The organism is Emticicia sp. CRIBPO, from assembly GCF_009905725.1.
GTDB lineage: Bacteria > Bacteroidota > Bacteroidia > Cytophagales > Spirosomataceae > Leadbetterella.
The window spans coordinates 194,933-219,010 of sequence record NZ_JAAAKV010000008.1; the positions used below are offsets into that span (position 1 = coordinate 194,933).

At 42.6% G+C, this 24,078-nt stretch carries 19 protein-coding genes; 8 read left to right on the top strand and 11 right to left on the bottom strand.

What is annotated here, in order from left to right; all coding sequences use genetic code 11:
* Positions 1 to 64: 64 nt before the first annotated feature.
* The 5 genes from GVN16_RS17680 to GVN16_RS17700 form a co-directional block, all read right to left on the bottom strand.
* Complete coding sequence (locus GVN16_RS17680; protein ID WP_166565253.1) at positions 65 to 1,249, bottom strand: MraY family glycosyltransferase; 1,185 nt, start codon at positions 1,247 to 1,249, stop codon at positions 65 to 67.
* Between the two features lie 106 nt (positions 1,250 to 1,355).
* Positions 1,356 to 1,904, bottom strand: a complete 549-nt coding sequence (locus GVN16_RS17685) for a WcaF family extracellular polysaccharide biosynthesis acetyltransferase (RefSeq protein WP_166565254.1) — start codon at positions 1,902 to 1,904, stop codon at positions 1,356 to 1,358.
* On the bottom strand, positions 1,901 to 3,163 hold the full coding sequence (locus GVN16_RS17690) for a prephenate dehydrogenase (protein WP_166565255.1): 1,263 nt from the start codon (positions 3,161 to 3,163) through the stop codon (positions 1,901 to 1,903). Before GVN16_RS17690 ends, GVN16_RS17685 begins: the two co-directional genes overlap by 4 nt.
* Positions 3,164 to 3,237: 74 nt before the next feature.
* Complete coding sequence (locus GVN16_RS17695) at positions 3,238 to 4,536, bottom strand: amidohydrolase family protein (RefSeq protein WP_166565256.1); 1,299 nt, start codon at positions 4,534 to 4,536, stop codon at positions 3,238 to 3,240.
* 19 nt (positions 4,537 to 4,555) lie between these two features.
* A complete protein-coding gene (locus GVN16_RS17700) occupies positions 4,556 to 7,618 on the bottom strand; it encodes an amidohydrolase family protein (RefSeq protein WP_166565257.1) in 3,063 nt (1,020 codons plus the stop codon).
* 406 nt (positions 7,619 to 8,024) lie between these two features.
* Between GVN16_RS17700 and hisG the strand changes: the two genes are divergently transcribed.
* Both hisG and hisD read left to right on the top strand, forming a co-directional pair.
* The gene (gene hisG, locus GVN16_RS17705) at positions 8,025 to 8,891 is read left to right on the top strand and encodes an ATP phosphoribosyltransferase (protein WP_166565258.1); all 867 of its coding nucleotides are present in this window, start codon (positions 8,025 to 8,027) and stop codon (positions 8,889 to 8,891) included.
* Positions 8,892 to 8,893: 2 nt separating this feature from the next.
* On the top strand, positions 8,894 to 10,156 hold the full coding sequence (gene hisD / locus GVN16_RS17710; RefSeq protein ID WP_166565259.1) for a histidinol dehydrogenase: 1,263 nt from the start codon (positions 8,894 to 8,896) through the stop codon (positions 10,154 to 10,156).
* A gap of 128 nt (positions 10,157 to 10,284) precedes the next feature.
* On the opposite strand, the gene GVN16_RS17715 is transcribed toward hisD, so the two are convergent.
* The 3 genes from GVN16_RS17715 to mnmA form a co-directional block, all read right to left on the bottom strand.
* On the bottom strand, positions 10,285 to 11,946 hold the full coding sequence (locus GVN16_RS17715; RefSeq protein ID WP_166565260.1) for a S8 family serine peptidase: 1,662 nt from the start codon (positions 11,944 to 11,946) through the stop codon (positions 10,285 to 10,287).
* Positions 11,947 to 12,085: 139 nt separating this feature from the next.
* Positions 12,086 to 13,282, bottom strand: coding sequence for an MFS transporter (locus GVN16_RS17720; RefSeq protein WP_205748905.1), 1,197 nt, complete (start codon positions 13,280 to 13,282; stop codon positions 12,086 to 12,088).
* A 68-nt stretch (positions 13,283 to 13,350) separates the two neighbouring features.
* A complete protein-coding gene (gene mnmA / locus GVN16_RS17725; RefSeq protein WP_166565262.1) occupies positions 13,351 to 14,493 on the bottom strand; it encodes a tRNA 2-thiouridine(34) synthase MnmA in 1,143 nt (380 codons plus the stop codon).
* A 115-nt stretch (positions 14,494 to 14,608) separates the two neighbouring features.
* On the opposite strand from mnmA, the gene GVN16_RS17730 reads away from it, so the two are divergent.
* The 5 genes from GVN16_RS17730 to GVN16_RS17750 all read left to right on the top strand — a co-directional run bounded on the left by GVN16_RS17730 (position 14,609) and on the right by GVN16_RS17750 (position 18,186).
* A complete protein-coding gene (locus tag GVN16_RS17730) occupies positions 14,609 to 15,187 on the top strand; it encodes a hypothetical protein (protein WP_166565263.1) in 579 nt (192 codons plus the stop codon).
* 195 nt (positions 15,188 to 15,382) lie between these two features.
* Positions 15,383 to 15,583 carry a PspC domain-containing protein gene (locus tag GVN16_RS17735; RefSeq protein ID WP_166565264.1) on the top strand — a complete coding sequence of 67 codons (201 nt, stop codon included), beginning with the start codon at positions 15,383 to 15,385 and terminating at the stop codon, positions 15,581 to 15,583.
* A gap of 10 nt (positions 15,584 to 15,593) precedes the next feature.
* Complete coding sequence (locus GVN16_RS17740; RefSeq protein ID WP_166565265.1) at positions 15,594 to 16,103, top strand: PspC domain-containing protein; 510 nt, start codon at positions 15,594 to 15,596, stop codon at positions 16,101 to 16,103.
* A 25-nt stretch (positions 16,104 to 16,128) separates the two neighbouring features.
* Positions 16,129 to 17,157: a LiaI-LiaF-like domain-containing protein gene (locus GVN16_RS17745; protein ID WP_166565266.1), complete on the top strand. Its 1,029-nt coding sequence runs from the start codon at positions 16,129 to 16,131 to the stop codon at positions 17,155 to 17,157.
* A gap of 120 nt (positions 17,158 to 17,277) precedes the next feature.
* Positions 17,278 to 18,186: a polysaccharide deacetylase family protein gene (locus tag GVN16_RS17750; RefSeq protein WP_166565267.1), complete on the top strand. Its 909-nt coding sequence runs from the start codon at positions 17,278 to 17,280 to the stop codon at positions 18,184 to 18,186.
* Here the strand turns inward: GVN16_RS17750 and GVN16_RS17755 are convergent.
* Complete coding sequence (locus tag GVN16_RS17755; RefSeq protein WP_166565268.1) at positions 18,183 to 19,403, bottom strand: FtsX-like permease family protein; 1,221 nt, start codon at positions 19,401 to 19,403, stop codon at positions 18,183 to 18,185. The two genes, GVN16_RS17750 and GVN16_RS17755, sit on opposite strands and share 4 nt — an antisense overlap.
* 329 nt (positions 19,404 to 19,732) lie before the next feature.
* Here GVN16_RS17755 and guaA point away from each other — a divergent pair, with 329 nt between their 5' ends.
* Positions 19,733 to 21,262: a glutamine-hydrolyzing GMP synthase gene (guaA, locus tag GVN16_RS17760; RefSeq protein WP_166565269.1), complete on the top strand. Its 1,530-nt coding sequence runs from the start codon at positions 19,733 to 19,735 to the stop codon at positions 21,260 to 21,262.
* A gap of 54 nt (positions 21,263 to 21,316) precedes the next feature.
* Here guaA and ctlX read toward each other — a convergent pair whose 3' ends face one another.
* Together ctlX and GVN16_RS17770 are read right to left on the bottom strand one after the other, a co-directional pair.
* Positions 21,317 to 22,249, bottom strand: coding sequence for a citrulline utilization hydrolase CtlX (gene ctlX / locus GVN16_RS17765; protein WP_166565270.1), 933 nt, complete (start codon positions 22,247 to 22,249; stop codon positions 21,317 to 21,319).
* Positions 22,250 to 22,353: 104 nt separating this feature from the next.
* Complete coding sequence (locus GVN16_RS17770) at positions 22,354 to 23,820, bottom strand: arginine deiminase family protein (protein ID WP_166565271.1); 1,467 nt, start codon at positions 23,818 to 23,820, stop codon at positions 22,354 to 22,356.
* Positions 23,821 to 24,078: the final 258 nt, after the last annotated feature.

Consider the following 24,078-nt stretch of genomic DNA (forward strand, 5'->3'; position numbering starts at 1 on the left):
ATCGATAAATTATACGATATTTTTGAATTATCGATAAATAAGTAGATATTAAAATGTACGGGAATCAGTTCGGATTGATACTGCTCTGGAATTTAAGAGCGGGCTTGCCGTTACTGTTACTTTTAACTTCTTCATCCTTATTGGTGATTTTCTGTTTGTGGATCCTGTATCTCCTGACTTCAAGAGAATAAGAAACCATCAGGTAAACACCAAAAAGACCGATAACAAAAAGACTTAATTCCGTATTGGTAAAGAATTGTCTTAAGTAATAGGTGATCAGGGTCAAAACTACAGTAGTAATGTAAAGGCTGACAGACGCAGAAAGGTGAGTCATGCCGTTATCGATCATTAAGTGGTGGAGGTGCAGCCTGTCGGCTTTAAAAGGCGATTTACCTTTAAGGATACGCAGACCAAAAACCCGGAGTGTGTCAAAAATAGGCACACAAAGTAGAACGACGGCCAAAACCGGGGCGTTGACAAATTTTGAGTTATAAAGGAAGTTTTCGCTCACATTAAGCTGAACAAACTGAATAGCCAGGATAGTGACAATATAACCGACAATAAGCGAACCGGTGTCTCCCATGAAGATCTTATTGGTCTGGGAGAAATTGTATCTCAGGAAGCCCAGGAGGGATGCTGAAAGCGATAAACTCAGACAAGCCAGAGACCAGTGGCCATTAAGGATAAACCACAGTCCGAAACCGCCGCTTGAGATCATACCGATACCGCCGGATAGTCCGTCAATACCGTCGATCAGGTTAAAGGAATTGATTAAAGCTACAAAAAGAAAGATACTGAAAAGAACGCTGACCAGGTAAGGGATTTCATAAATACCGAAAGTACCGAAGAAGTTGGTAATCCTTAAATCACTGCCTACAACAATGAGGGTAGAAACCAATACCTGGGAGCCTAATTTTTTGATGGGAGCAAGTGGAAACAAGTCGTCTTTAATACCAAGGAAAAATAAAATAACAAGACCGGCAAAAACTTTATGAAGCAAGACTCCCTCGTCCTGAAAATTCCACATCATGTAACCGATAAGCGTTCCGGCAAAAATAGCTACTCCTCCGAAAGTTGGTGTGGGGGTTTCGTGAGAACTCCGTTTGATGGATTCTTCCATTAAGCCCTTGAGATTACAAATATTGATGATCACCGGTATTGACCTCCAGGTTATGCTAAGTGCAAAAACCATAGAAATCAGAATCTGTAAGTTTTTGTCGGCTACTAGGTTCTCAAATATTAAATTCATCTTAGTTGATGCTTGTTGGTATATAACAAAATTAAGTATAATACATCCTAATAATAAAATAAATCGGATCAAGATTGGCGAAAAATTTATTTTAAGGTAAAAAAGATCAGTCGATCACCCTGATTTTGATTTTTTTTGCCGGTGTTCCCTGGTATATTCCGTACTCTTCCATATTATTTGTTGCTACTGAGCCTACAGTCAGAACAGAATAATGGTGACAAGTAACACCAGGACAGACTACAGCTTTAGCACCAATCCAAACCCCTTCATGGAGTATAATAGGTTGTACCATCAAGTCGAACCCGGCAGATTTGTAATTATGATTTCCTGTCAAAAGCATGGCTCCCTGAGAAAGGCAGGAGTTAGAGCCTATTGAAACATCAGCGAGATTGTCAATCCATACCTGTTCTCCAATCCACACATGATCGCTGATACTAAGAAACCAAGGGTACTTAATATTGACTTTGGGTTTAATTATTACTTTTTTTCCAATTTTAGCTCCAAACATACGAAGAATATTTGTTTTTATGATCATTGGAAGAGGTAAATAATTGTTAACAAAGACCATACTGAAAATATGCCACAATGTCCTTTTGATAAACCCTCCGGGCTTATACCATGAATTATCATACCGGCTTAAATCAACTTTATTCATTTATTTAATTGATTTAATCTTTCAATCAATTCATTGCTTTTAGCCCTTCCTTCTTCCAGACGAGGGGAAAGGAAGTGTTTTGTGGCCTCAAAATGCTTCTCATAACTTTTTTTATCACCGATCTCTACAATATTGGCCCATTCATGCACGGCGGTGTGAAAGGCAAGATCGTCTTCCAGAATAGATTTATCGTATAATGCCGCATTCAGACTTTCTTCCAGCAGATCGTCGTTCAGAAACAGGTATTCTGACAAGCCCACCCTTAACTTGAAAGGAGGCGTCTGACAGACCAGGTTTTTATATGGATTGGTATTAAGGTCACTCCACGTACAGACCATACTCAATAGACTCAGGTGTGAGTTGGGTTTATGAATGAACTTGTTATTCAGGCTGTATTCATTCATAAAAGTATCATCCAGCATCAGGATACTTTTTTTGTCCTTGAATACCTTGTCACGGGCCTTTAATACCCTGGACCTGAGTTTGTTCTTATTTTCAGTGATCATCATCCCGAAAAGCTCATTTTCGGCCTTGGCATATTTTCTCACGTCCGTTTTGGCAAAAGGATTCAGCATGGCCAAACCTGAATAAACATGATGTTTGTAGCTGAAAATACGCAGTGTCAGGAGAAGCTTGATATTGTCCATCCCGTGGTTCAGCTCACCGTTTTCCCAAGGGAACACCTTACGATGCATAAAGGCTGTTCCGATGCTCTCAAAACCAATGTGGGTGACTACCTGGATATCTGCCATCATTTTATCGTGTTCTGCATGAGATTCAAGCACCTCAATGACAGAGCCCAGAGCCTGGTAAACTTCAATGGCTTCCTGGAACGCCTCCGGAGTAGCCCTGTGGTTGAATACAACGATGGTTTGCCCTTCGGGATTTACATTGGGGCCATATAAGGCATGAGAACCAACGATCTGGGTGTCAGAGGGAAGGTATTTATTGAATGCCTCTATTTCGGGGGATTTGACAGAGGTCTGGCCGGATACGATGGCACCGAATTTGGTGGACGGACCGAAGGCTTTTACCACCTGTTCTATTTTTTCGGCTTCGACAGCATAGATAATGAAGTCGCACAGCCTTGAAATGGCGACACCATCATCCAGGATGCGGATGTTGGTGTCTGCCAGCTCTTCAGTAAGTTTTTCTCGATTTTCGGGGAGGTCACAACCATACACTTCGAAAGATTTAGCTGACCAGATTCTGGCAAACATCTTTCCCATATCTCCCAAGCCTATTATTCCAATCTTCATTTATTCTTATTTTGCACGATAATAGTTGCAAAATAATACAGAATTATGTCAAAACAGGCAAATCCGGTCGAAAATTATTCTATTCCGTATTTATCAGCATACTTTTTGTAAAGACGCTTTTGTTTGTCATCCAGCGAAATCTCGGCACCTTTGATAAAAGCCTTTTCTACTTTAGCTGTCATCATATCCAGGATATCACCCGCACTGATGAAAAGAGTAGCCTGTTTACCTTTCTCAAGTGTACCTACGACGTTATCAATCCCAAGAATTTTGGCATTGTTTTCAGTGATCATTTTCAGGGCGTCGCCTTTGCTCAGGCCATGGGCAGCTGCAGAGCCTGCTACAAACGGAAGATTCCTGGTTCTCCAGTATGATTCGTTATAATACATACCTGTCAGGATACCTTTCGCGAATAATTTAGCCGGAAGTTTATAAGCTTCCCATACTTCATCATCGCCGTTGTCAGGAAGTCTGTGGGTGGTAGGCAACAATACAGGAATATTGTTTTCCTTGATGGCGTCAATCGCCAGTGTTGAACTTACCGCTCCCACGATCACAGGATATTTGATCTTGTGACTCTTGCAAAACCTGATGGCATCGATAATTTCTTTTCCTTTCTCTACCTGGATGTACAACCTCGCATTGCCCTTTAAAACGGCCTGCATGGCTTCCAGTTTGATATTGGCGGTTGTTCCGGCTTCAGCTTTATAGGCTTCGGCCTGGGTAAAGAAACCGTCCAGCTCTCTGATAACGTTGGCATAATTCGGGTTCTTTTTATTTTCCCTGCTCATAGTAGCAAAGTCAAAAGAAGCGGTCACCCTGGCAGGCCAGCTTAACCAAACCCCGTCGTCTGCTTTAAGAACCGCATCTTCCCAGTTCCATCCGTCATGGTTCATGATCGAGGACCTTCCTGAGATCAATCCTCCTTCCGGAGTAGCCTGGCTGATCAGTACACCATTGCCCCTTACTGTAGGAATAACCTCAGAGTCAGTATTATAGGCTATTAAACTTCTGATGTTCGGATTAATCGAACCGATTTCACTGAAGTCGGTTGTAGCCCTTACCGAAGCGATCTCATTTAAGCCTAAAGTTGAATTAGGAGAAATGATGCCCGGATAAACCCTTTTACCTTTTGCATCGATTTTAACAGCATCTGCAGGAATGTTGCTTACCGAAGCTCCGACTTCTTTGATCAGGCCTTTTTCGATGACGATCGTACCATTCGGAATCACAGTTCCGTTGCCGACATGAATTTCAGCTCCTGAAATCACAATGGCTTTGCTTGAGGCTTTTCCTACCGCAGGGTTTTGTGCCATAGAAACACTTACTGCTGCCAGGTGTGCCGCCAAAATATATTTTAATATTCTTTTCATTCTTATTTAGAGTTTTTGATCAATGTTTATGGTTATTAAGCAATTGCTGGTTCTCGAATTCTTCCACTGTAATCCCGCCAAATTCAAGCATAGAATCACAATGAACTTCCGATGGTCTAACTCTTGTATTAGGTCTTACCGTAGCAGCACCTTTGTTCTTTTCTTCCAGCATTTTCTGAATAATCCTGTTTCTTTCTTCAGCAACAGATTCACCTTTTACCTTGTCTTGTTCTGCATCAAAATAAACGGCTCCTTCAATGATCGTTTTTTCAGGTTTAGCATAGATTGAAAGAGGATTCTCGTTCCAGATCACAAGGTCAGCGTCTTTTCCGGCCTTGATACTTCCCAATTTGGCATCCAGACGCAGCATTTTAGCCGGGTTAAGTGTAACCGTCTTCCATGCTTCTTCAGGTGTTAATCCACCGTAAAGGATTGTTTTGGCAGCTTCCTGGTTCAGTCTTCTGGCCATTTCTGCGTCATCCGAGTTGATAGCGGTATTAATACCTACCTTGGTCATGATGGCCGCATTGTAAGGAATGGCTTCTTTAACCTCCATTTTATAAGCCCACCAGTCAGAGAAAGTAGATCCGTTGATGCTTCTTTCCTTCATTTTGTCAGCTACTTTATAACCTTCAAGAATGTGGGTGAAAGTATTGATTTTAAAGCCCATTGAATCGGCAACGTGCATCAGCATGTTGATTTCAGACTGCACATAAGAGTGACAGGTAATGAATCTTTTTTCGTCAAGGATTTCTACCAGGGCTTCCAGTTCAAGGTCTCTTCTCGGAGCTGTAACACCTGCTTTGCTTTTCAGTTTGGCATACGCTTCGTGTTCTTTCTTGTATTCTTTAGCTCTCTGGAATGCATCGAAATAAACCTGCTCAACACCCATCCTTGTTGCAGGGAAACGGTTGGGACGCGTAGCACTGTTTCCTCTTTTCACGTTTTCACCCAAGGCGAATTTGATAAATTGCGGAGCGTTCGGGATTTTCAGTTTCTCAGGAGCTTCTCCCCATTTCAGTTTGATGATGGCAGATTGTCCGCCGATACAGTCGGCAGAACCATGCAGCAACTGAGAAGTAGTAACACCACCGGCCAGTTGTCTGTAGATGTCGATATCTTCAGAGTCGATTACGTCACCTTGTCTTACTTCGGATGAAACGGTTTCCACTTCGTTGATAGAGAACAAAGCAATGTGGCTGTGCTCGTCAATGATACCTGTGGTTACGTGCTTATTGGTTCCGTCTACTACTTTGATACCTGCACCCGCAGCGATGTTTTTACCTACCTGGGCAATTTTGCCACCTTTTACCAAAACGTCGGCGTTGGCAATAATGCCATCTTTTTCGTTGGTCCATACCGTCGCATTTTTGATCAGTAAGTCTTCCGATTTTGGTTTTTCAAGGTTACCGTAAGCCGTGAATGGGAACAGGATCTTACCTGCATTCACTTTGTCGGCTTTTTTAGTAGTGTCGGCCTTTTCTGTTTTAGCTGATTTTTCAGGGGAAATCGCTCTCCAGGTAATTTCTTTTCCTTCAGCATTTCTACCTTCCCCTCTGATACCTTTATCATCAATATAACCCGACAACCTGATAACGCCTTTGTCTGAAGGGCTCATTTTGAAGTTGATCGTCAAAAAGTCTTTGTCCCTGGTTGTAGTGGTTTTGATTTTAACGGTGTCATTTTTGATGACTTCAATGGCCGGTTTGTCGTTCTCACCGGTGATGTCCATCGCCAGTTTTGAATTGCCGTCTATTTCCAGTTTATATTTTCCTTTGATATCAGAAATATTCAGGTCGTTGATCACGAACTGATTTCCCTGGATCCAGTTTTCAGCGATTTTTGTTTTTGCGTCAAAAATGTCACCTGAAGTAATAAGGAAGTTAGCCAGTAAACCTGCTTTCAAAGTTCCTACCTGGTCTTCCAGTTTCAGGAATTTTGCCGGTTCGCTGGTCAGTGCTGCCAGAGCCTTGCTTTTATCCAGTCCGCTTTCGATGGCTTTCTGTACATTGGCCAGGAACTGGCTTTTGTCGATCAGACCTGAGGTGGTAATGGCAAAGCTGACATTGTTCTGAGCCAGTTTGGCCAGGTTTGCCGGAGCAAGCTCCCAGTGCTTAAGTTCTGATAAAGTAACCCTCTCCGCATCCAGGGGATCTTCCACATCAAAAGGCTTAGGGAAGTTAACCGGAACGATCAGGCTGGCCTTGGAAGCTACGATCTCATCTATTTTCTGATATTCATCACCATTTGACTTGATGATAAACTGTACACCCAGTTCTTTTCCGACCTGGTCGGCTCTCAAAACATCCAGTACATTTCTTGAATGGAAAACCAGCGGTAATGATAAGTTTTTAGAGAAAGATTCAAGCGAAAGGTTTCTTTCTTTCTCTTTTCCGCCTTTTGAATACCATTCGGCGTCAAAAAATGTCTGACGAAGCAAAGCCACAGATCCCATCAGTGAAACCGGGTAAGTCTGGATTGAGCTTCCTTTATCGAATGAGAAATGAGAGGCTACCTCGTTTTTAAGAATGATCTCATTTTCTTTTCCTGTATTAAGTGAAACAAAAGCAGATGTTCCTCTTACAATACCGTCCTGTGAATGTGTAACCACCGCACCGAAACCGGCTTTGCGGAGTTCTTCAGAGGTTTTGGCGTTGACTTTGAATATGTCGGAGGCTTTGATTTCCGGCTTTACGGCCTGGTTCCAGGCATAAGCTCCTTCTTTCGGAGATTCAAATCTCGTCTCTCCGAATCCGCCGCCCCTTGTTCTAGGAATTTCGGGAGTGCCGTAGTCTGAGAATACATCAATAAAGGCGGGATAAATGTGTTTTCCATCAAGGTCCTGAACGATGGCATTCTTAGGGTAGTCAAAATCCTTACCTACTTTTGCAATTTTTCCGTTCTGGATCAATAGCCATGAGCTGGTAAGGACCGTTTTCGCATCCACATGTATTGTGGCATTTTTAAATAAATAGGTTTGTAGTCTCTGATCCTGCACGCCATTGAGAGGGAATGTGGCCTGTGCGTACAAGTCCGCACCTACGCATACGAGCAATAGGTTGATGAATAGTCTTTTCAACATAAAGTTTAGCTTGTTTTAAAGAATGATTAATAAATTCCCTAAAAATAGCTAATTAAACTTTTTCTCAAAAGCCGCAACTTACAAAATATACTATTCAGCAGACAAACTGATCAGAATTTATGGATTGAGAAATAAAAAAATAATAACAGGACAATCAGGCAGAGAAATCTGACAGACCTTAAAGATAAAAATGACTGGCTGTTTTTTGACCGGTAGTAATTTAAATGTTTCATAATTATAATAATTTAGGAAAACACCATTTTTATTGTTTCAAATATAATTAGATAGAATTGAATTTTCAAAATATATTGAAAAAATAATTATAGTTTTTTCACCATCTTATTTGTAGGTTGAAGATAAGGGTTCTATTTTTGTCACAATTTTAATATAACACAAGGGAAATGAGATGCCTCAGTCAGAAAATTTAAGAATTGCTATACAAAAATCAGGCCGTTTAAGTGAAGATTCCATTTCGCTTTTTAAGGAATGTGGAATTAAATTAGAGGCAGGAAAAGGAAGACTCAAGTCTGAATCTCCTAACTTTCAAGCTGAGTTCCTCTTTTTGAGAGATGACGATATTCCGGGCTATGTCGAAGACGGCGTGGCCGACTTAGGTATCGTGGGTGAAAACGTGCTGATTGAATCTGCCAAATCGGTGGAAGTGATCAAAAAACTGGGATTCTCCAAGTGCAGGCTTTCGCTGGCGGTGCCCAGGGAAGTAGACTATGTGGACCATACCTATTTTGACAAGAAGAATATCGCCACTTCATATCCTAAACTATTAGGAAAATACCTAGCAGATAATAACCTGAACGCCCAGATCCATGAAATCAGCGGATCGGTGGAAATTGCCCCGAGCATAGGGCTGGCAGATGCGGTTTGTGACATCGTGAGTTCAGGAAGTACCTTGCTGAGCAACGGACTGAAAGAAGTAGAGGTCATTTTCAAATCAGAAGCCGTATTTATAGGTAATACCTCATTGTCTGACAGCAAAAAGGCGATTCTTGAAAAACTATTGTTCAGGATCAATGCCGTTCAGAGGGCTCAGAACAACAAATACATCCTTCTGAATGCTCCTAATGATAAATTGAAGGAAATCATTTCCTTCCTTCCGGGCATGAAAAGCCCTACGGTGATGCCGCTGGCCACTGAAGGGTGGAGTTCGGTTCATTCTGTTTTGGAAGAAAGTGAATTCTGGGAGAACATCGAAGCATTAAGGTCAGCCGGAGCCGAGGGTATCCTCGTTATCCCGATTGAAAAAATGATTTATTGATCATGCAGATAATTGAGTATCCGAAATCTTCAGAATACGCTCAGCTGGCTGCCAGGCCGGTGCTGGAGTTTGAGGAAATAGAAAACAGGGTAAAACCTATATTGGATGCGGTCAGGTCAAAAGGAGACGAAGCCCTGAGAAAGTTCGCCCTTGATTTTGACAATGTTCTTATAGATGATTTTGCTGTTGATCAGCAAACCATCCTGGATGCTGAAAAAAAACTGAGCCCTGAATTAAAAGAAGCGATTATCCAGGCGTATCAGAACATCAGGACTTTTCACCAGGCACAGAAACAGGAACCTGAAAAGATCGAGACCATGCCGGGGGTATGGTGCTGGCGTAAAAGTGTCGGAATTGATAAAGTAGGGATTTATATTCCGGGAGGAACTGCCCCCTTGTTTTCAACGGTGCTGATGCTGGGTATTCCGGCTCAGATTGCGGGTTGTAAGGAAGTCATCCTTTGTTCTCCGAGCAATCACCCGGCCATTTATTTTGCTGCAAAACTGGCGGGAATAACGAAGGTTTTCAGAGTGGGAGGGGCCCAGGCCATTGCAGCCCTGGCGTACGGTACAGAGTCGATCCCTAAAGTTTATAAAATATTCGGCCCGGGCAATCAATATGTAACAGCGGCCAAACAACTGATCACCAAAGAAGGCATAGCCATTGACATGCCGGCTGGTCCGTCAGAAGTAGCTGTGCTGGCCGATGAGTCATCAAACCCTGCATATGTGGCCTCAGATCTGTTATCACAGGCTGAGCACGGAACAGACAGTCAGGTAATCCTGCTCGCTACTTCAAGGCAAGTGATTGACGCGGTATTAAAAGAAATAGAAACGCAAGTGGCCTTGCTTCCAAGGCAGGAGATTGCCAGAAAAGCACTCGAAAATTCAAAAGCCATATTGGTGGAAAATACCTCTCAGGCCGTTGAATTTCTGAACGAATACGCTGCCGAGCACTTAATCCTGGCAGTTGAAAATCCGGAAGAAATAGCAGAAGAAATTACGAATGCCGGATCCATTTTCCTGGGGCATTTTACCCCCGAATCCTGCGGTGACTATGCTTCAGGCACAAATCACACTCTTCCGACCAACGGTTTTGCCAGGGCATACAGTGGAGTTTCGCTTGATAGTTTCGTTAAAAAGATAACTTTTCAGAAAATTACGAAAGAAGGTTTGCGAAACGTAGGCCCTGTAGTGGAATTGATGGCAGAGGCTGAGTCGCTTCATGCCCACAAAAACGCCGTAACGATAAGATTGAAAGATTAATACAGAATCCGGGTCTTATTTGAGGCCCGGATTCTTTTTTTTTACTTGCCATACCCCGATACTCTCCCGGTTTTTCCCGTATTTTAAACTCTTGATGATTGTGTTTCGGGATGATTTTATCCTGAATATTATTCTTTTACTATTCTTGAATTGAGATTCAGCTGGTCATTGTGTACTTTAAGCTGATACACTCCGGCAGGTAAGGCAGACAGCTCTGCAGGCAAGCTGAACAACTTGGAGTCTTTGTCATCTTCCCATAGAAGCTTGCCCTGGCTGTCAAATAATTTAACACGGAAAAGCTCTTTCGGCTCTGTTTTCTTACTGATATAAACCGATAAATTAGAAAAGTCTGTTACAGGATTAGGAAACACGATCATGTCTTTTCCGGAGTCTTTTATGACCTTTTCAAGCTCCACAAGGTCCAGGGCTTTCTGAGCCAGGTCTGCGGCTTTTTCAAAGTTAGGAATGCCGTATCCCAGATATACATCGGGCTTGGTATACTGGCTCCCGGACCTGATCATGAAGTCTCTTAACTCCATGGCCGTAAATTGCGGAAACGCCTGTTTAAGTCCCGCCACCATTCCGGCCATCAGCGGCGAAGAAAAGGAGGTACCGTTGCTTACACTGACGGTATTGGCAAAAGTCCCGATAGCGGTGCTGGCTCCCCTGGCGGCCAATTCAGGTTTGATACTGCCTTTTGAGCTGGGACCTATAGAACTGAAAGCAGCGTAATTGGTACCGGCATCTACAGCCCCCACGGAAATAACAGAATCTGCATCAGCGGGGGTAGAGATGTATTTCCAGGTTTTGTTGCCTTCGTTACCTGCAGAAACCACGACGATTATTCCGGCGGCCACTGCCCAGTCGGCGGCCCTTGACACGATGGATTTGTCGCCGTTCATGTCCTGATAAGAGTAATTTTGTGAGGCATTGTCAAAAGTATTGTATCCCAGAGAAGAGTTGATCACATCCACACCAAGGCTGTCACTGTATTCAGCCGCTATCAGCCAGTAAACCTCTTCAATCCTGGTTTCCGAATTCACGTCTTCTGTCCTTAGCAGGGCATAGGAAGCCTCAGGAGCTGTGCCGATGATCCGTCCCTGTTCTGAGGCCGCCATGCAGCTCAGAACGGCTGTGCCGTGCGAATCGTCTTCGTAAACACTTCTTTCCTTATTGACAAAATCATAGGTGTCAATGACGCGGTTTTCCTGGAAAAGATGAGTGAAAAAAGAAAGTGTATTGGCATTTTTGAAGCCGGAGTCCAGCACACCGATCAGGATACCCTTGCCGGTAAATCCTTTCTGATGCATTTTATTGACTCCCAGCATGTCGATCTGGATTTTGGAAGTGCCGTATTCGTAATGATCTTCCACACCGAATTTCGTAGATTCTCTGGCCTTCAGGTATTGATCTGTTGAATTTCTTAATCCGCGGATGTCCCCGTTACTTTCCACACCTTTTACGAAGCTCAGGTTTTTGACGGTGTTGAGTTTAGACTCTGTAGTTTCTATCAGCACGGCATTCATCCATCTTGAAGTATACAGGACTTTTACCCCGGCATTTTTGATCTGGCTGACATATGACTTATTGGGTGGTAAGTCCCTCTGAGTGAGGGCAATGCTTTGTGTTTTGCGTCTGTTTATTGACCTGTTGCTCAAAAACTCTTCCGGTTTTGAAAGGCTGTATTCCGTATTGGCTTTGTCTTTAAAATAAACAAAGTACTTATTTTGTCCAAGGGAAGTGAGACAAATGAGGAAAAAGCAGATGGAGAAAACGTAAACTTTCGGCATAACTGATTGGTGTTTAACCATTAAAACTAAACAATTTATACGATTTCAAGCTATAAATTCCGAATTTATTCAGAATTACTTATTAAAAAGACGCATAAATCACCGGTTTTGTTATGCCTATTTCTTAAAAATTATTTCCTTAAGCTCTGGCTTTTCTGATGTTGGGCAAAAACACGGTGATTATTCCGATCAGCGGAAGAAACGAGCAGATATAAAAGACGTGATTTACGCTCGTGACATCCGCCCAGTAACCCAACACCGCCGAACCCAGGCCACCCATACCAAACGCAAACCCGAAGAAAAGACCCGAGATCATTCCGATTTTGCCGGGCACCAGTTCCTGTGCATAGACAATGATGGCAGAAAATGCCGATGCGATGATGACGCCGATAATACCGGCCAGGGTTACTGTCCAGAACAGGTTGGTGTAAGGCAGCAGCAACGTAAACGGTGCCGCACCTAATATAGATACCCAGATGATTATTTTTCTTCCGAATTTGTCACCGATCGGGCCACCTAAAAGTGTTCCGGCCGCCACAGCACCCAGGAAAACAAAAAGATACAGTTGAGATTGCTGAACCGTGACATGGAACTTATCAATCAGGTAAAAGGTAAAATAGCTGGTGATACTGGCCATGTAGAAAAACTTGGAGAAAATCAGGATCAGAAGTATTGTCAGCGAAATGATGACCCTCCATTTTGATAAGCCGTTACTGATTTCACCCAGGCTGGTTTTAGAAACCGCACGGATTCTCAGGTATCTCTTATACCAGTTACCAACATTATATAAAACAAAAATGGCAAGACAGGCTGAAGCCACAAACCAGACGATGTTGTGCTGTCCGAACGGAATAACAATAATCGCTACAAGTAAAGGGCCGATGGCACTTCCGCCGTTGCCTCCCAGCTGGAAGATGGACTGTGCCAGCCCTCTTTTGCCTCCTGAAGCATAGAACGCCACCTTGGATCCCTCAGGGTGGAAAATGGATGAACCCACGCCCACAAGGGCAACCGCTATCAGTATCATAGCAAAACCGGTGGCAAAAGCGAGGAGAATAACGCCAGCCAGTGAAAACAGCATGCCGGCTACAAAAGAGAATGGCTTCGGGTTTTTATCCGTATAATTACCGACCAGGGGTTGTAAAATAGAAGCGGTAATCTGGAAAACAAAGGTGATCAGCCCGATCTGGGTAAATGACAGTTGATAATTTTCTTTTAAAAGCGGATAAACCGAAGGAATGACCGACTGGATCATGTCATTGAGCAAATGGCCGATACTTACTGCAAAAAGAATAGGGTAGACGGTCGTCTGAACCGACCTGGAAGATGTCATCATCAATCTAATGGTTTTGTTTTGGACAGGTAAAGCGAACCGGAATATAATCATCCGGTTCATTTTTATATTTATTCGGCAAGTGACAGGGAAAGGTCCTGTTTAACTTCTGTATTGAAGCTTTTAAGGATCCAGCCTCCACCCACGACGTCGTCGCCTTCATAGAACACCGCCGCCTGACCCGGTGCGATGGCACTCACAGACTCGTAAAAGTTAGCTTCAATTTTGTCTGCTTCTATTTGTTTTACAAAAGCTGCAGTACCGGCATCTTTATATCTGACCTTAGTGATGGTTTCAATGCCACCCTCAGGAATGGAAGCATACTTCTGAAGATTGAGTTTTCCAACGGTCATCGCGGTTCTTTTCAGGTATTCTTCAGTGCCGAGTATAACCTCGTTGGTTTCTTTGCGTATTTCCGTTACAAAAACCGGGTAGCCTAAAGCAATTCCCAGTCCTTTGCGTTGACCGATTGTATAAAAGGGATATCCTTCGTGTTTGCCTACCACTTTACCGTTTTCGAGTACAAAATTGCCACCTTTTACTTTTTCTTCCAGTCCGTCCACTCTTCTTTTCAGGAATCCGCGGTAGTCGTTATCCGGTACAAAACAGATTTCGTAAGACTCAGATTTATTCACCAGGTCATAAAAACCTTTTTCTTTAGCCATTTCCCTGATGGCTGATTTGGTAAGATTGCCTAAGGGCAGGATGGTCCTGGAAAGGCTTTCCTGCGAGACACCCCAGAGCACATAACTCTGGTCTTTGGTCAGGTCCACTCCTTTTGAAATGATATGACGGCCGTTTTCCTCCCTGATTTTGGCGTAGTGTCCGGTAGCGATAAACTCACAACCCAGGTTATCGGCTCTTCTTAAAAGGGAGTCCCATTTGATGTGGGTGTTGCACAATACACATGGATTGGGTGTACGGCCTTCCAGGTATTCTCCTGTGAAGTGATCGATCACATAATCTCCGAATTCGGAGCGTATATCCAGAATGTAGTGAGGGAAGCCCAGGTTAACGGCAATGGCCCTTGCGTCGTTGATAGAATCGAGGCTGCAGCACCCGGTTTCTTTTTTGGTTCCGCCTGAAGAGGCATAATCCCAGGTTTTCATCGTCATGCCTATGACTTCGTAACCTTGTTCGTGTAGTAATACAGCTGCGAGAGAGCTGTCAATACCGCCGCTCATAGCGACAAGTACCCTTCCGTGTTTGCTCATAATGATGACTGCGTGGGTTCAAAGCCCACCGTTTAGTATATAAAAATACAAAAATAGACAACAATGGTTTGAAAAAATAGGTTCTTGCCTATTTTTGCAGAAAAAATACAGATTTATGCTTAGCAGAACCGTTTTGGTAAAAAATATAACCAACCTTTCAGAAGCCAGATATTGTGCCGGTATGGGTGTCGAATATCTTTCTTTCGACCTGAATCATGACAGCCCCCATTTTTTACCCAAACCTGCTTTTGATGAAATCAGAAACTGGCTCACCGGCATTAAGGTGCTGGGACATACCCACCTGACGGATGTTTCCGAACTGACAGCACTGAAGGATGATTATCAGCTGGACGGATATGTGCTTTCCAGTGAAGAATCGGTTACCTCTGGTCTTACAGGGATATTCCTGGAGCTTTCGGTCAATGACCCGTTCCTGGAAGATAAACTCAATATCTATTCTTCTTCTGTTGAATACTTTATCCTGATTGCGGATGAAATTGACGATGAAGTATTAAATAAGGTTAATAAGCTTGCAGCCCTGTTTCCTGTGATGGTTGGCTACTCAGTGGACGCTGAACAGCTTTCTGAGATTACTGATGCCGGATTTGCCTTTGAAGGTTCCAGAGAAGAACGCCCCGGATTTAATCAGTATGACCAGCTGATGGATAAGCTGGAGAGCCTGGAAACCGATTGAAATCCCCTTGAATTCTGAAGTGAAAATGAACTGAAATATCCCGCCCGTGCTATCTCCAAAAGTATGTAGTTACATATAATTTATAAACCTTAAACCATATTTTTGCAACTCATCCTTTTATCTTACCATTTGTGTAGTTTGCATAACATAGTACTTTATAAAAGTATACCTTTGAATTATCAAACAAAACAAATTATGAATAAGCGATTATATAGAATCAAAGGAAGAGACAGTAAACTTGCAGGAGTAGCTTTAGGCCTGGCCGAGTACTTCGACATTGACGTAACCATCGTAAGGGTAGCTATGGTAGGTTTGTTTTTTACACCCGTACCTGTAGTTATTCCTTACCTTGTATTATGGATATTTTTACCCAAATCAGTTCAATTAACCTATTAAATTTAAAGAGATGAAAAAGAAACTGTATAGGATCAAAAACAAAGACACTTTTTTGGGAGGGGTGAGTCTGGGTTTAGGAAAATATTTTGAGATAGACCCGACCATTGTGAGGATATTATTTGTGGTGTTGTTTTTTACACCGTTTCCGTCATTCATTGGTTATGTGATCTTATGGATGGTCTTACCGGAAAAATATGACTACGAAATTTATCAGGAAGAGCCTGAATTAATATATGAAACAAAACAATTTAAAACAGAAAATAAAATGAGTAACCAATCAAAAAACGGCAATATGGTAGGAGGATTGATCCTCATCATATTGGGAGCGATATTCTCGTTCAAAACATTCTTCGACATTAATTTATTCTCGTACATAGGCAAATTGTGGCCCCTAATTCTCGTAGGTCTTGGTGTCTGGCTGATTGTGAAAGAAAAAGATGACGACCATACCGGTTTTGGTGGAAATTCGAACTTTGGAGGTGGAGCAGGCACTGACCCGGGACAAAGCACCGGTTTCTGATCATTAAACCAACAAAAAAACTAAAATGAAAAAGCAAAGAAATATATTTTGGGGGGCTCTTCTGATTGTATTCGGATTCCTGTTCCTGGCTCATAATTACCATTGGTTCAACCTTGACTTTTCTTTCAGGGAAGTAGCAAAGTTCTGGCCGCTCATGATTGTATTGGCCGGTGTGGCAGTGTTCTTCAGCGAGAAACGAACCATTTTTAATGCAACATCTGCCTTGTTGATTGCTTTTGCTGTTCCTCTGGCCATTTACAGCACTACCTCTAATGTGGTAGACAGGGTAAGGGATGAAGTAAACGACGACCTTAATTTTCATTGGGACGACGAAGATGACGATCATAATAACTATGATGATAATGATGACGACAGTTACAATGATGACGGGTATACCAGCGACAGCAACAGAACTGAGCAGGAATTCAATGTAAAATTGGAGCCTGAGATCACGGAGGCTGCCCTTGACTTCAGCGGTGGTGCTGCCGAATTCCACCTGGAAGACTCCCCGGTGAACCTTTTTGAAGCAAAAACAAAATTGAGTGGCGGGGCTTACAAGCTCAGCGAGCAAAAAATTGGCAGCCTTCATGATATAGAGTTCTCTATGAAGTCTAAAAAGAACAAAGGCGACATGGACATCAATTTGGGTAACAAAGGCATCAACAACGATGTGTACCTTAAATTGAACAAAAAACCACTATGGAATATTGACCTTAATATTGGTGCCGGCGACGTGAAATTCGATCTGAGCAGCTATAAAGTCAAAAACATGGACATTAATACAGGAGCTGCCTCCATCGATTTGAAGTTGGGCGATCTTGTTACCGAATCTAAAGTGAAGGTAAAAAGCGGTGTGGCTAAAGTCGAAATCCTGGTTCCTAAATCTGCTGCCTGTCAGATCGTGATGGACGGAGCCCTGAACGCTAAAGATTTTGATGATTTTTCAAAAGTAAGCAGCGGCAAATGGCAAACCGATAATTTTGACAAAGCGGCGAATAAGATATACATTTCTGTAGAAAGTGGTCTTTCTGCCGTGAAAGTGAAAAGATATTAATATCAGAAGCTATACTTCTTAAAAGGCGTGCCGTAAATAAACGGCATGCTTTTTTTGTTTTAAAAAATGCCGGGCTTATTATTGTAATTGATTTTATAAAATGAAAAAGCCTGTTAACTGATGAATAAATACCTGATTTTCTTTTGCTTTACTGCCTTAAGCCTTTCTGCACAAAAAAAAGTAGCTATTACGATTGATGACGTGCCCAACGTCTGGATCAAAGAAAAATCGGATTCGAAATTTCTTAAGCTGCTTGATTCACTCAATATTCCAGTCGCCATCTTTATCAATGAAGGGCATCTGAACAAAACAGAAACGTTTGCTGAGAACCTGACCCTGCTCGAAAACTGGATAAGAAAACCGTATGTTACTACGGGTAACCATACTTTCAATCACCTTCATTATTCAGAATCGACACTTGAAAACTATAAAGAAGAAGTTATAAAAGGAGAGGAGCAGACCCGCCGGTTGTCTGGTAAATATCGTAAAAAACTGGAATATTTCAGATTTCCGTTTAATGACCTGGGAGCTAACAGCCTTCAGCATGCCCAGATACTGGCTTTTTTGCGGTCAAAAAAATACATTAATACGCCTTTTAGTGTAGAAAGCTCGGATTGGATGTTTAACGGTCTTTATGAGCACTATCTGAAAAAAGGAGACGTGGTTTCAGCCAGGCGGATTGCTGATAAATACGTAAGTCATACGCTCGAGCAGTTTTCTTTCTTCGAAAAAATATCAGAGGAGTTGTATGGCAGGCAGATCAGCCACATTTATCTGTGCCACGACAATCGTCTGAATACGGATTATTTATCTCAGATCACCAACGCGTTGCAAAACAGGAATTACACTTTTGTGAGCCTTAAAGAAAGCCTGAAAGACAAGATATATGATTCAAAAGACCATTTCAAAGGTAAATGGGGCTTCTCGTGGGTTTATCGCTGGATAAAAGAACCGGCAGAAAGAAGCAGGCTGATGAAACGGGAGCCGTCTATCGCCGAAATCGAAAAGGAATTTGAAGGAATGCGTTAATCTTTGTATTTCAAAGCTTCCACAGGGCTGATCCTCGAAGTGACAAAAGTAGGAATGATCAGGATCATGCCGATGATCAGGAGTGTTACTACATTGACGATCATGAAAACGGGCCAGTTCCACTCAACAGGTACAAAGCTCATGTAATAGTTTTCCGGATCAAGGTGAAGTAACTTGAATTTGTCCTGGATAAAACACAAGCCCAGCCCGATGATGTTTCCTGCCAGGAGGCCTTTGATGATGATTTTAAGGCCGTTCCTGATAAAAATACCCCTGATAAGGCTGTTTAAAGCCCCGATGGATTTAAGAAGGCCAATCATCGGTGTTCTTTCCATGATCATGATCAGCAGTACTGAAATCATGTTAAAAGAAGCCACCGCAATGATCAGGATGATCACTAAAATGATGTTTCTGTCCAGGAGGTTGAACCATTCAAAAAACTGGGGCAGCATTTTGGTGATAGGCGAGATCTGGTAGTCCTGCGGAAGGTCGTCAGCCAGCTGGGCCGCCACCTGGTCTAAATGACTGAAATCTTTCAGGTAAATTTCATAGTGCCCGATTTCATTATCGTTCCAGCCGTTGATTTTACGGATCAGGTTAATGTCACCGATAATGTAATTCTGGTCTATTTCTTCAATCCCCGTTTCATAAATGCCTGTGATATGCAATTTCCTTGCTCTGGGAGGATCCTGGATAAAATAGATCAGGATTTCGTCATTGAGTTTGACGTTTAGTTGGTCTTTTAATTTTCTGCTGATCAGGATATCATTGGAATAGGTCGTATCCTTGTGTTGAAAGACTTTTCCCTCAGAGAGATTCATGTCAAAAGTGGACCAGTTGAAGTTCCTGTCAATTCCTTTCAGCACCACTCCGGCGATTTCTGTCTCTGATTTCAGGATCGCAGACTTGTTGGCGGCCACGTTTACGGTACTGATTTCAGGGTTTTTGGCCAGATATGAATTAATTTCTGAATTAATCGTCATAGAAACTTCTTCAAACGAACGATTAAGTGTAATTTTGCTGACCTGAATATGGGAACTGATACTGAAGAGTTTATTCTTGATGGTATTTTTGAATCCGAATAAGACGGAAAAGGAAATAAGCAAAGCTGAAAGCCCTAATGCGACACTGGCAATTCCGACTTTGATGATCAGGGAAGAAAAGGTTTGATTTCTGGTGTTTTGAATTTTATTGGCCAGATAAACAGCGATATTCATAGAGAATAAATGAATTCATTAATAAGTGTAATTTCGGCTTTTGTTTTTCTGTATTTGCCTTTACTCTGTAAATCTAAGGCAAATTATCCAAAGATGGTGCAAAAAAATGACCTGATGCAGAAAAATGACACAATCTCTTCTCTTTACAACTCCGCAGCATCCGGTTTTCTGTCTGCGGGCCCGGTTCCGGAAATTTCCCCGGTTTTTTTGATTAAAAATTACGTGAACAACTGCTTATCAATGTTTTTGAAGAACACGGATAAGGGAAATTCTATTTATAAGCATTTTATAACAACGAAGACAAAAATATTTACTTTATAAAGACTGAAATGACTGAACAAATTCTGATTATCGATTTCGGATCTCAATATACTCAGCTGATTGCCAGGAGAGTAAGAGAACTGAATGTTTATTGCGAGATACATCCCTTTAGTAATATTCCTGAAATAAAAGATGAGATTAAAGGTGTCATCCTTTCCGGAAGTCCCTGCTCGGTAAGAGACGAGGACTCACCGAATATCGACTTTACCAAAATAAGGGGTAAAGTGCCTGTTTTGGGAGTTTGCTATGGAGCCCAGCTGATGGCTCAGCAAAATGGCGGTCAGGTTAAAGCTTCCTCTACCCGAGAATACGGAAGGGCGATTGTGAGTGAACTGAACGCTGCTCATCCTCTTTTTAAGAATTTTCCTTTGAACAGCCAGGTGTGGATGTCACACGGTGATACGATTACGGATCTTCCGGAAGGTGCTGAACTGATTGCTTCCACAGAATCTGTGAAAGTGGCAGGGTTTTCATTTAAAGATGAACAAACTTACGGTATCCAGTTTCACCCTGAGGTGACCCACTCTGATCACGGAAAGGAATTGCTTCACAATTTTGTGGTGGATATCTGCGGATGCAGCCAGTCATGGACGTCCGAGTCCTTTGTGGAGTCGACGGTAACTGAGCTTAAAGAACTTTTGGGCAACGATAAAGTGGTCATGGGGCTTTCAGGTGGTGTTGACTCGTCAGTGGCTGCGGTATTGATTCACAAAGCCATCGGTGAAAACCTGTATTGTATTTTCGTAGACAACGGATTGCTCAGGAAAAATGAATATGACCAGGTACTTGATTCTTATAAGGGCCTCGGCCTCAATGTCATAGGAGTAGATGCCAAACAGCGTTTTTATGATGCTCTGGCAGGTTTGGTTGATCCTGAACAAAAAAGAAAAGCCATTGGCAAGACGTTCATTGATGTTTTTGACGATGAGTCTCATAAAATAGAAGATGTGAAATGGTTAGGCCAGGGTACTATTTACCCTGATATTATCGAGTCGGTTTCTGTAAAAGGACCTTCGGTAACCATCAAATCGCACCATAACGTGGGAGGTTTGCCTGACTACATGAAATTGAAGATCGTAGAACCTCTTAAACTGCTTTTCAAAGACGGTGTCAGAGAAGTAGGGGCCTCATTGGGCATGCCGAAACATATCCTGGGTCGTCATCCTTTCCCGGGTCCGGGTCTGGGTATCAGGATATTGAGTGATATCACCCCTGAAAAAGTACAGATCCTTCAGGAAGTGGACTATATCTTTATCCAGGGCCTTAAGGATGCCGGTCTTTATGACGTGGTATGGCAGGCTGGTGCTATGCTTTTACCGGTTCAGAGTGTCGGTGTCATGGGCGATGAAAGAACCTATGAAAACGTGGTAGCCCTGAGAGCAGTGACCAGCGTGGACGGCATGACGGCCGACTGGGCTCAATTGCCTTATGAGTTCCTGGCCAATGTATCCAATGCCATCATCAACAGGGTGAAAGGGGTTAACAGGGTGGTGTATGACATCAGCTCAAAACCGCCGGCTACCATAGAATGGGAATAATATTAAAAAAGCCACGTTCATCACGTGGCTTTTTCTTTTTCTATATCGGTTAAATCAGTTTTCGAGTTTGGGCAGGTGAATCTCTGCCAGCATACAGCGGGCCGATCCTCCTCCCAGCGTTTCTATCACTCCGAGGTCACAGGCCAGAATTTCGGCTTTTTCTTCCAGGTTGTTGACCTGTAAAGGCGTTAATGAGTTCAATGCCCTTTCTGACATGACGAGGAACTTCTTTTCCAGGTTATTTTTGACTAAAAGCATATTGCCTGCAAAATTCTCCATTTGCTCCAGCGTGATCTCGATGATTTCCTTGCCTGAGCTTTCCAGTTTTTGTTTGAGCATAAGTCTTTCATCCAGGTCTTTGACAGAATCAAGGCATACGACACAGAAATTGTCACCCATACACATCATGACGTTGGTATGATAAATAGGCTCCTCAAACCTGTCTGAGGCATGAAATTTCACTACTTCATACCCGTTCATCTGTTTCTGCCAGGCTTTCAGTACTTCTTCGTTGGTTCTGCTCGACAGGCAAGCATAGGCTATTCTCTGCATTCTGTCCAGCACCAGGCTGCCGGTCCCTTCCAGGAACTTTCCTTCTTTTTCGAAATGAGAAAAATCAAGCACCACATCCAGGTCGAAGTGCTTACGCAGGTCATCTACAATGTCCAATCTCCGCTCAGCACGGCGGTTTTCAGCCTCCATAGGATACAGAATCACCTTCCCGCTGTAATGCATGGAAATCCAGTTATTGGGAAAAATACTGTCAGGCGTAAACGGCTCGGGGGTATCTTCATAAAGAAAGATATTGATACCGTTGATTTTAAGCTGTTTTACAAAGAAATCAAACGATTCCTGGGCAGAGTCCTGTGCAAAAAAATCGTCTTTCTCAAACTTTTTCTGAAACTTGTTTGAGTAGGCCGTTTCTTCGTTATAATCAAAGTTGACAGGCCTGATCATTAAGATATTTGAGGTGATTTGTTCTTGCATGTTTAGTTTGTTTTTGAAATTGATCAAGTCTGTATATGACTTGGAATAAATTTACATTTTTTTCAAAATATAACCGAAAATTATCTTGAAAAAATACTTTTTTATCAGTCCACAGAAGCTCTTAGCAACGGTAAACTCATACAATGTGACCCACCCCTGGCTCTCGACAGCTCCGCAGAGGGCAACAGGATAATGGTATCGGTCAGGGTTTCAGGCGACAGCTCGTCGTTTTCAAATTTCTGAAGCAGGTCTGCTGCTTTGATGGTAGAAAAACCGTTGGCTCTGAACGCCTCGCTGGTCTTGTCGTTACGGTCATAGCCGATAGCTACGCCATCTTTCAGCACCAGCAGATTACACGAGTCCGTCCACTGTTCACGGGCCCCGTAAGGGAATATATTGTTGCCGGAATACACAAATTTCACCGGCTCCTGGCATTTCAGGTCAATCTCAGAAATGTATTTGAGTAATTCCTCCAGGTTATCAAAAGAGCGGTGTTTGATCTGCGAATCTTCTGCATAAAACTGCTTAATGATGATCTCTTCCGGGCTGGTTTTCTGACCGATTTCGTCCCACACGGATTCTTTTTGAGCCTGGTCACTTGTTCTGCCCAGTGAGCCGAGCAAAACCCATACGTTTTTCTTGATCTGGGTGAAAATGGTGTCAATGTGCATATAATCACGCTTGGCCGGGATTTTGATCAGGCTTACTTTCTTCACAATATTCTTTTCCAGCAACTTCCGGATGACCTGCCTGGCGGCTTCCACACTCGTTCTTTCACTGATGCCGATCAGCAAATGCCCCGGGGCGACCATCATCACATCGCCGCCCTCCAGCGTATCAATGCGATTCTCCTGTTCGTCTTCAGGCAAAAGGAAATGCTCTTCATCTTCTTCAATTTCGATGATTTTACCCCTCAGCTCTTCGAAATAAGGGTGGTTAAAAAAGATATACTTGGTCAGAAGCGATTCCCTTGAACGGGCAGCACGGGCCGGCTTGTTCAATATGATATGGTCATTGACCACAATGCCGATGTCCCTGGTAAATATCAGGTTCGGAATAGGAGGGAAGAACATCTCGCCTTCAGAGGTAAGTCCCGTAATCAGGATTTTAGAAAGCTCGATGGAATCAAGCGTCATAAAACTGAGCATTTCCGCATAAGAGCACTCTTCAATGGCACAAACAGCCGCTACCAGCTGTGTTTTTACCTGGTTCATATCCAGCACATCGGCCAGCAGGGTTTCAAATTCTATCACCTTATCAGACCTGAAATACTCCTTCTTGTCAGGTTTATAGAAATTCCTGGACAGGTCGTTATCAATGTCGTTCAGTTTGCCTTTTATCTTTTCAGTATCGAGAAAGTACAACAGGATTTTAACATAAAAATCGTACTCATCCTTACGCATGGTGTCCAGATGCACAATGTCTTCAAAAAGCCAGTCCTGGGCTTTGGAGGGCACTACCTTGCCAAGGCCGCTGTCGGGGCTGTGTATTAAAAGTCTTTTAAGTGCTGAAACTTCAGAGCAAACGAAAATAGATGAGGCTTTTTCCTCATTACTGGTATTATGTATCATGGAAATGATCTTTTAAATGATTAAATAAACAACAACCGGGGGATTAACCGGGAATCATTTAAACCCAAACTGAGCAATGAAGAATAGCAGTAGCTGCAGGTATATTTTCGAAAAGGAATTCATTGATGAAACATTTGAATTGCACAAATTTATTATAATTAAGTTCAAAAAAAAACTTATTCATCATAATTTGAAGACTTTCGGGGATCGGGCGGGATGCTCGTAAAGATCACTTAATATAAGCTGCCTGAATGTTAA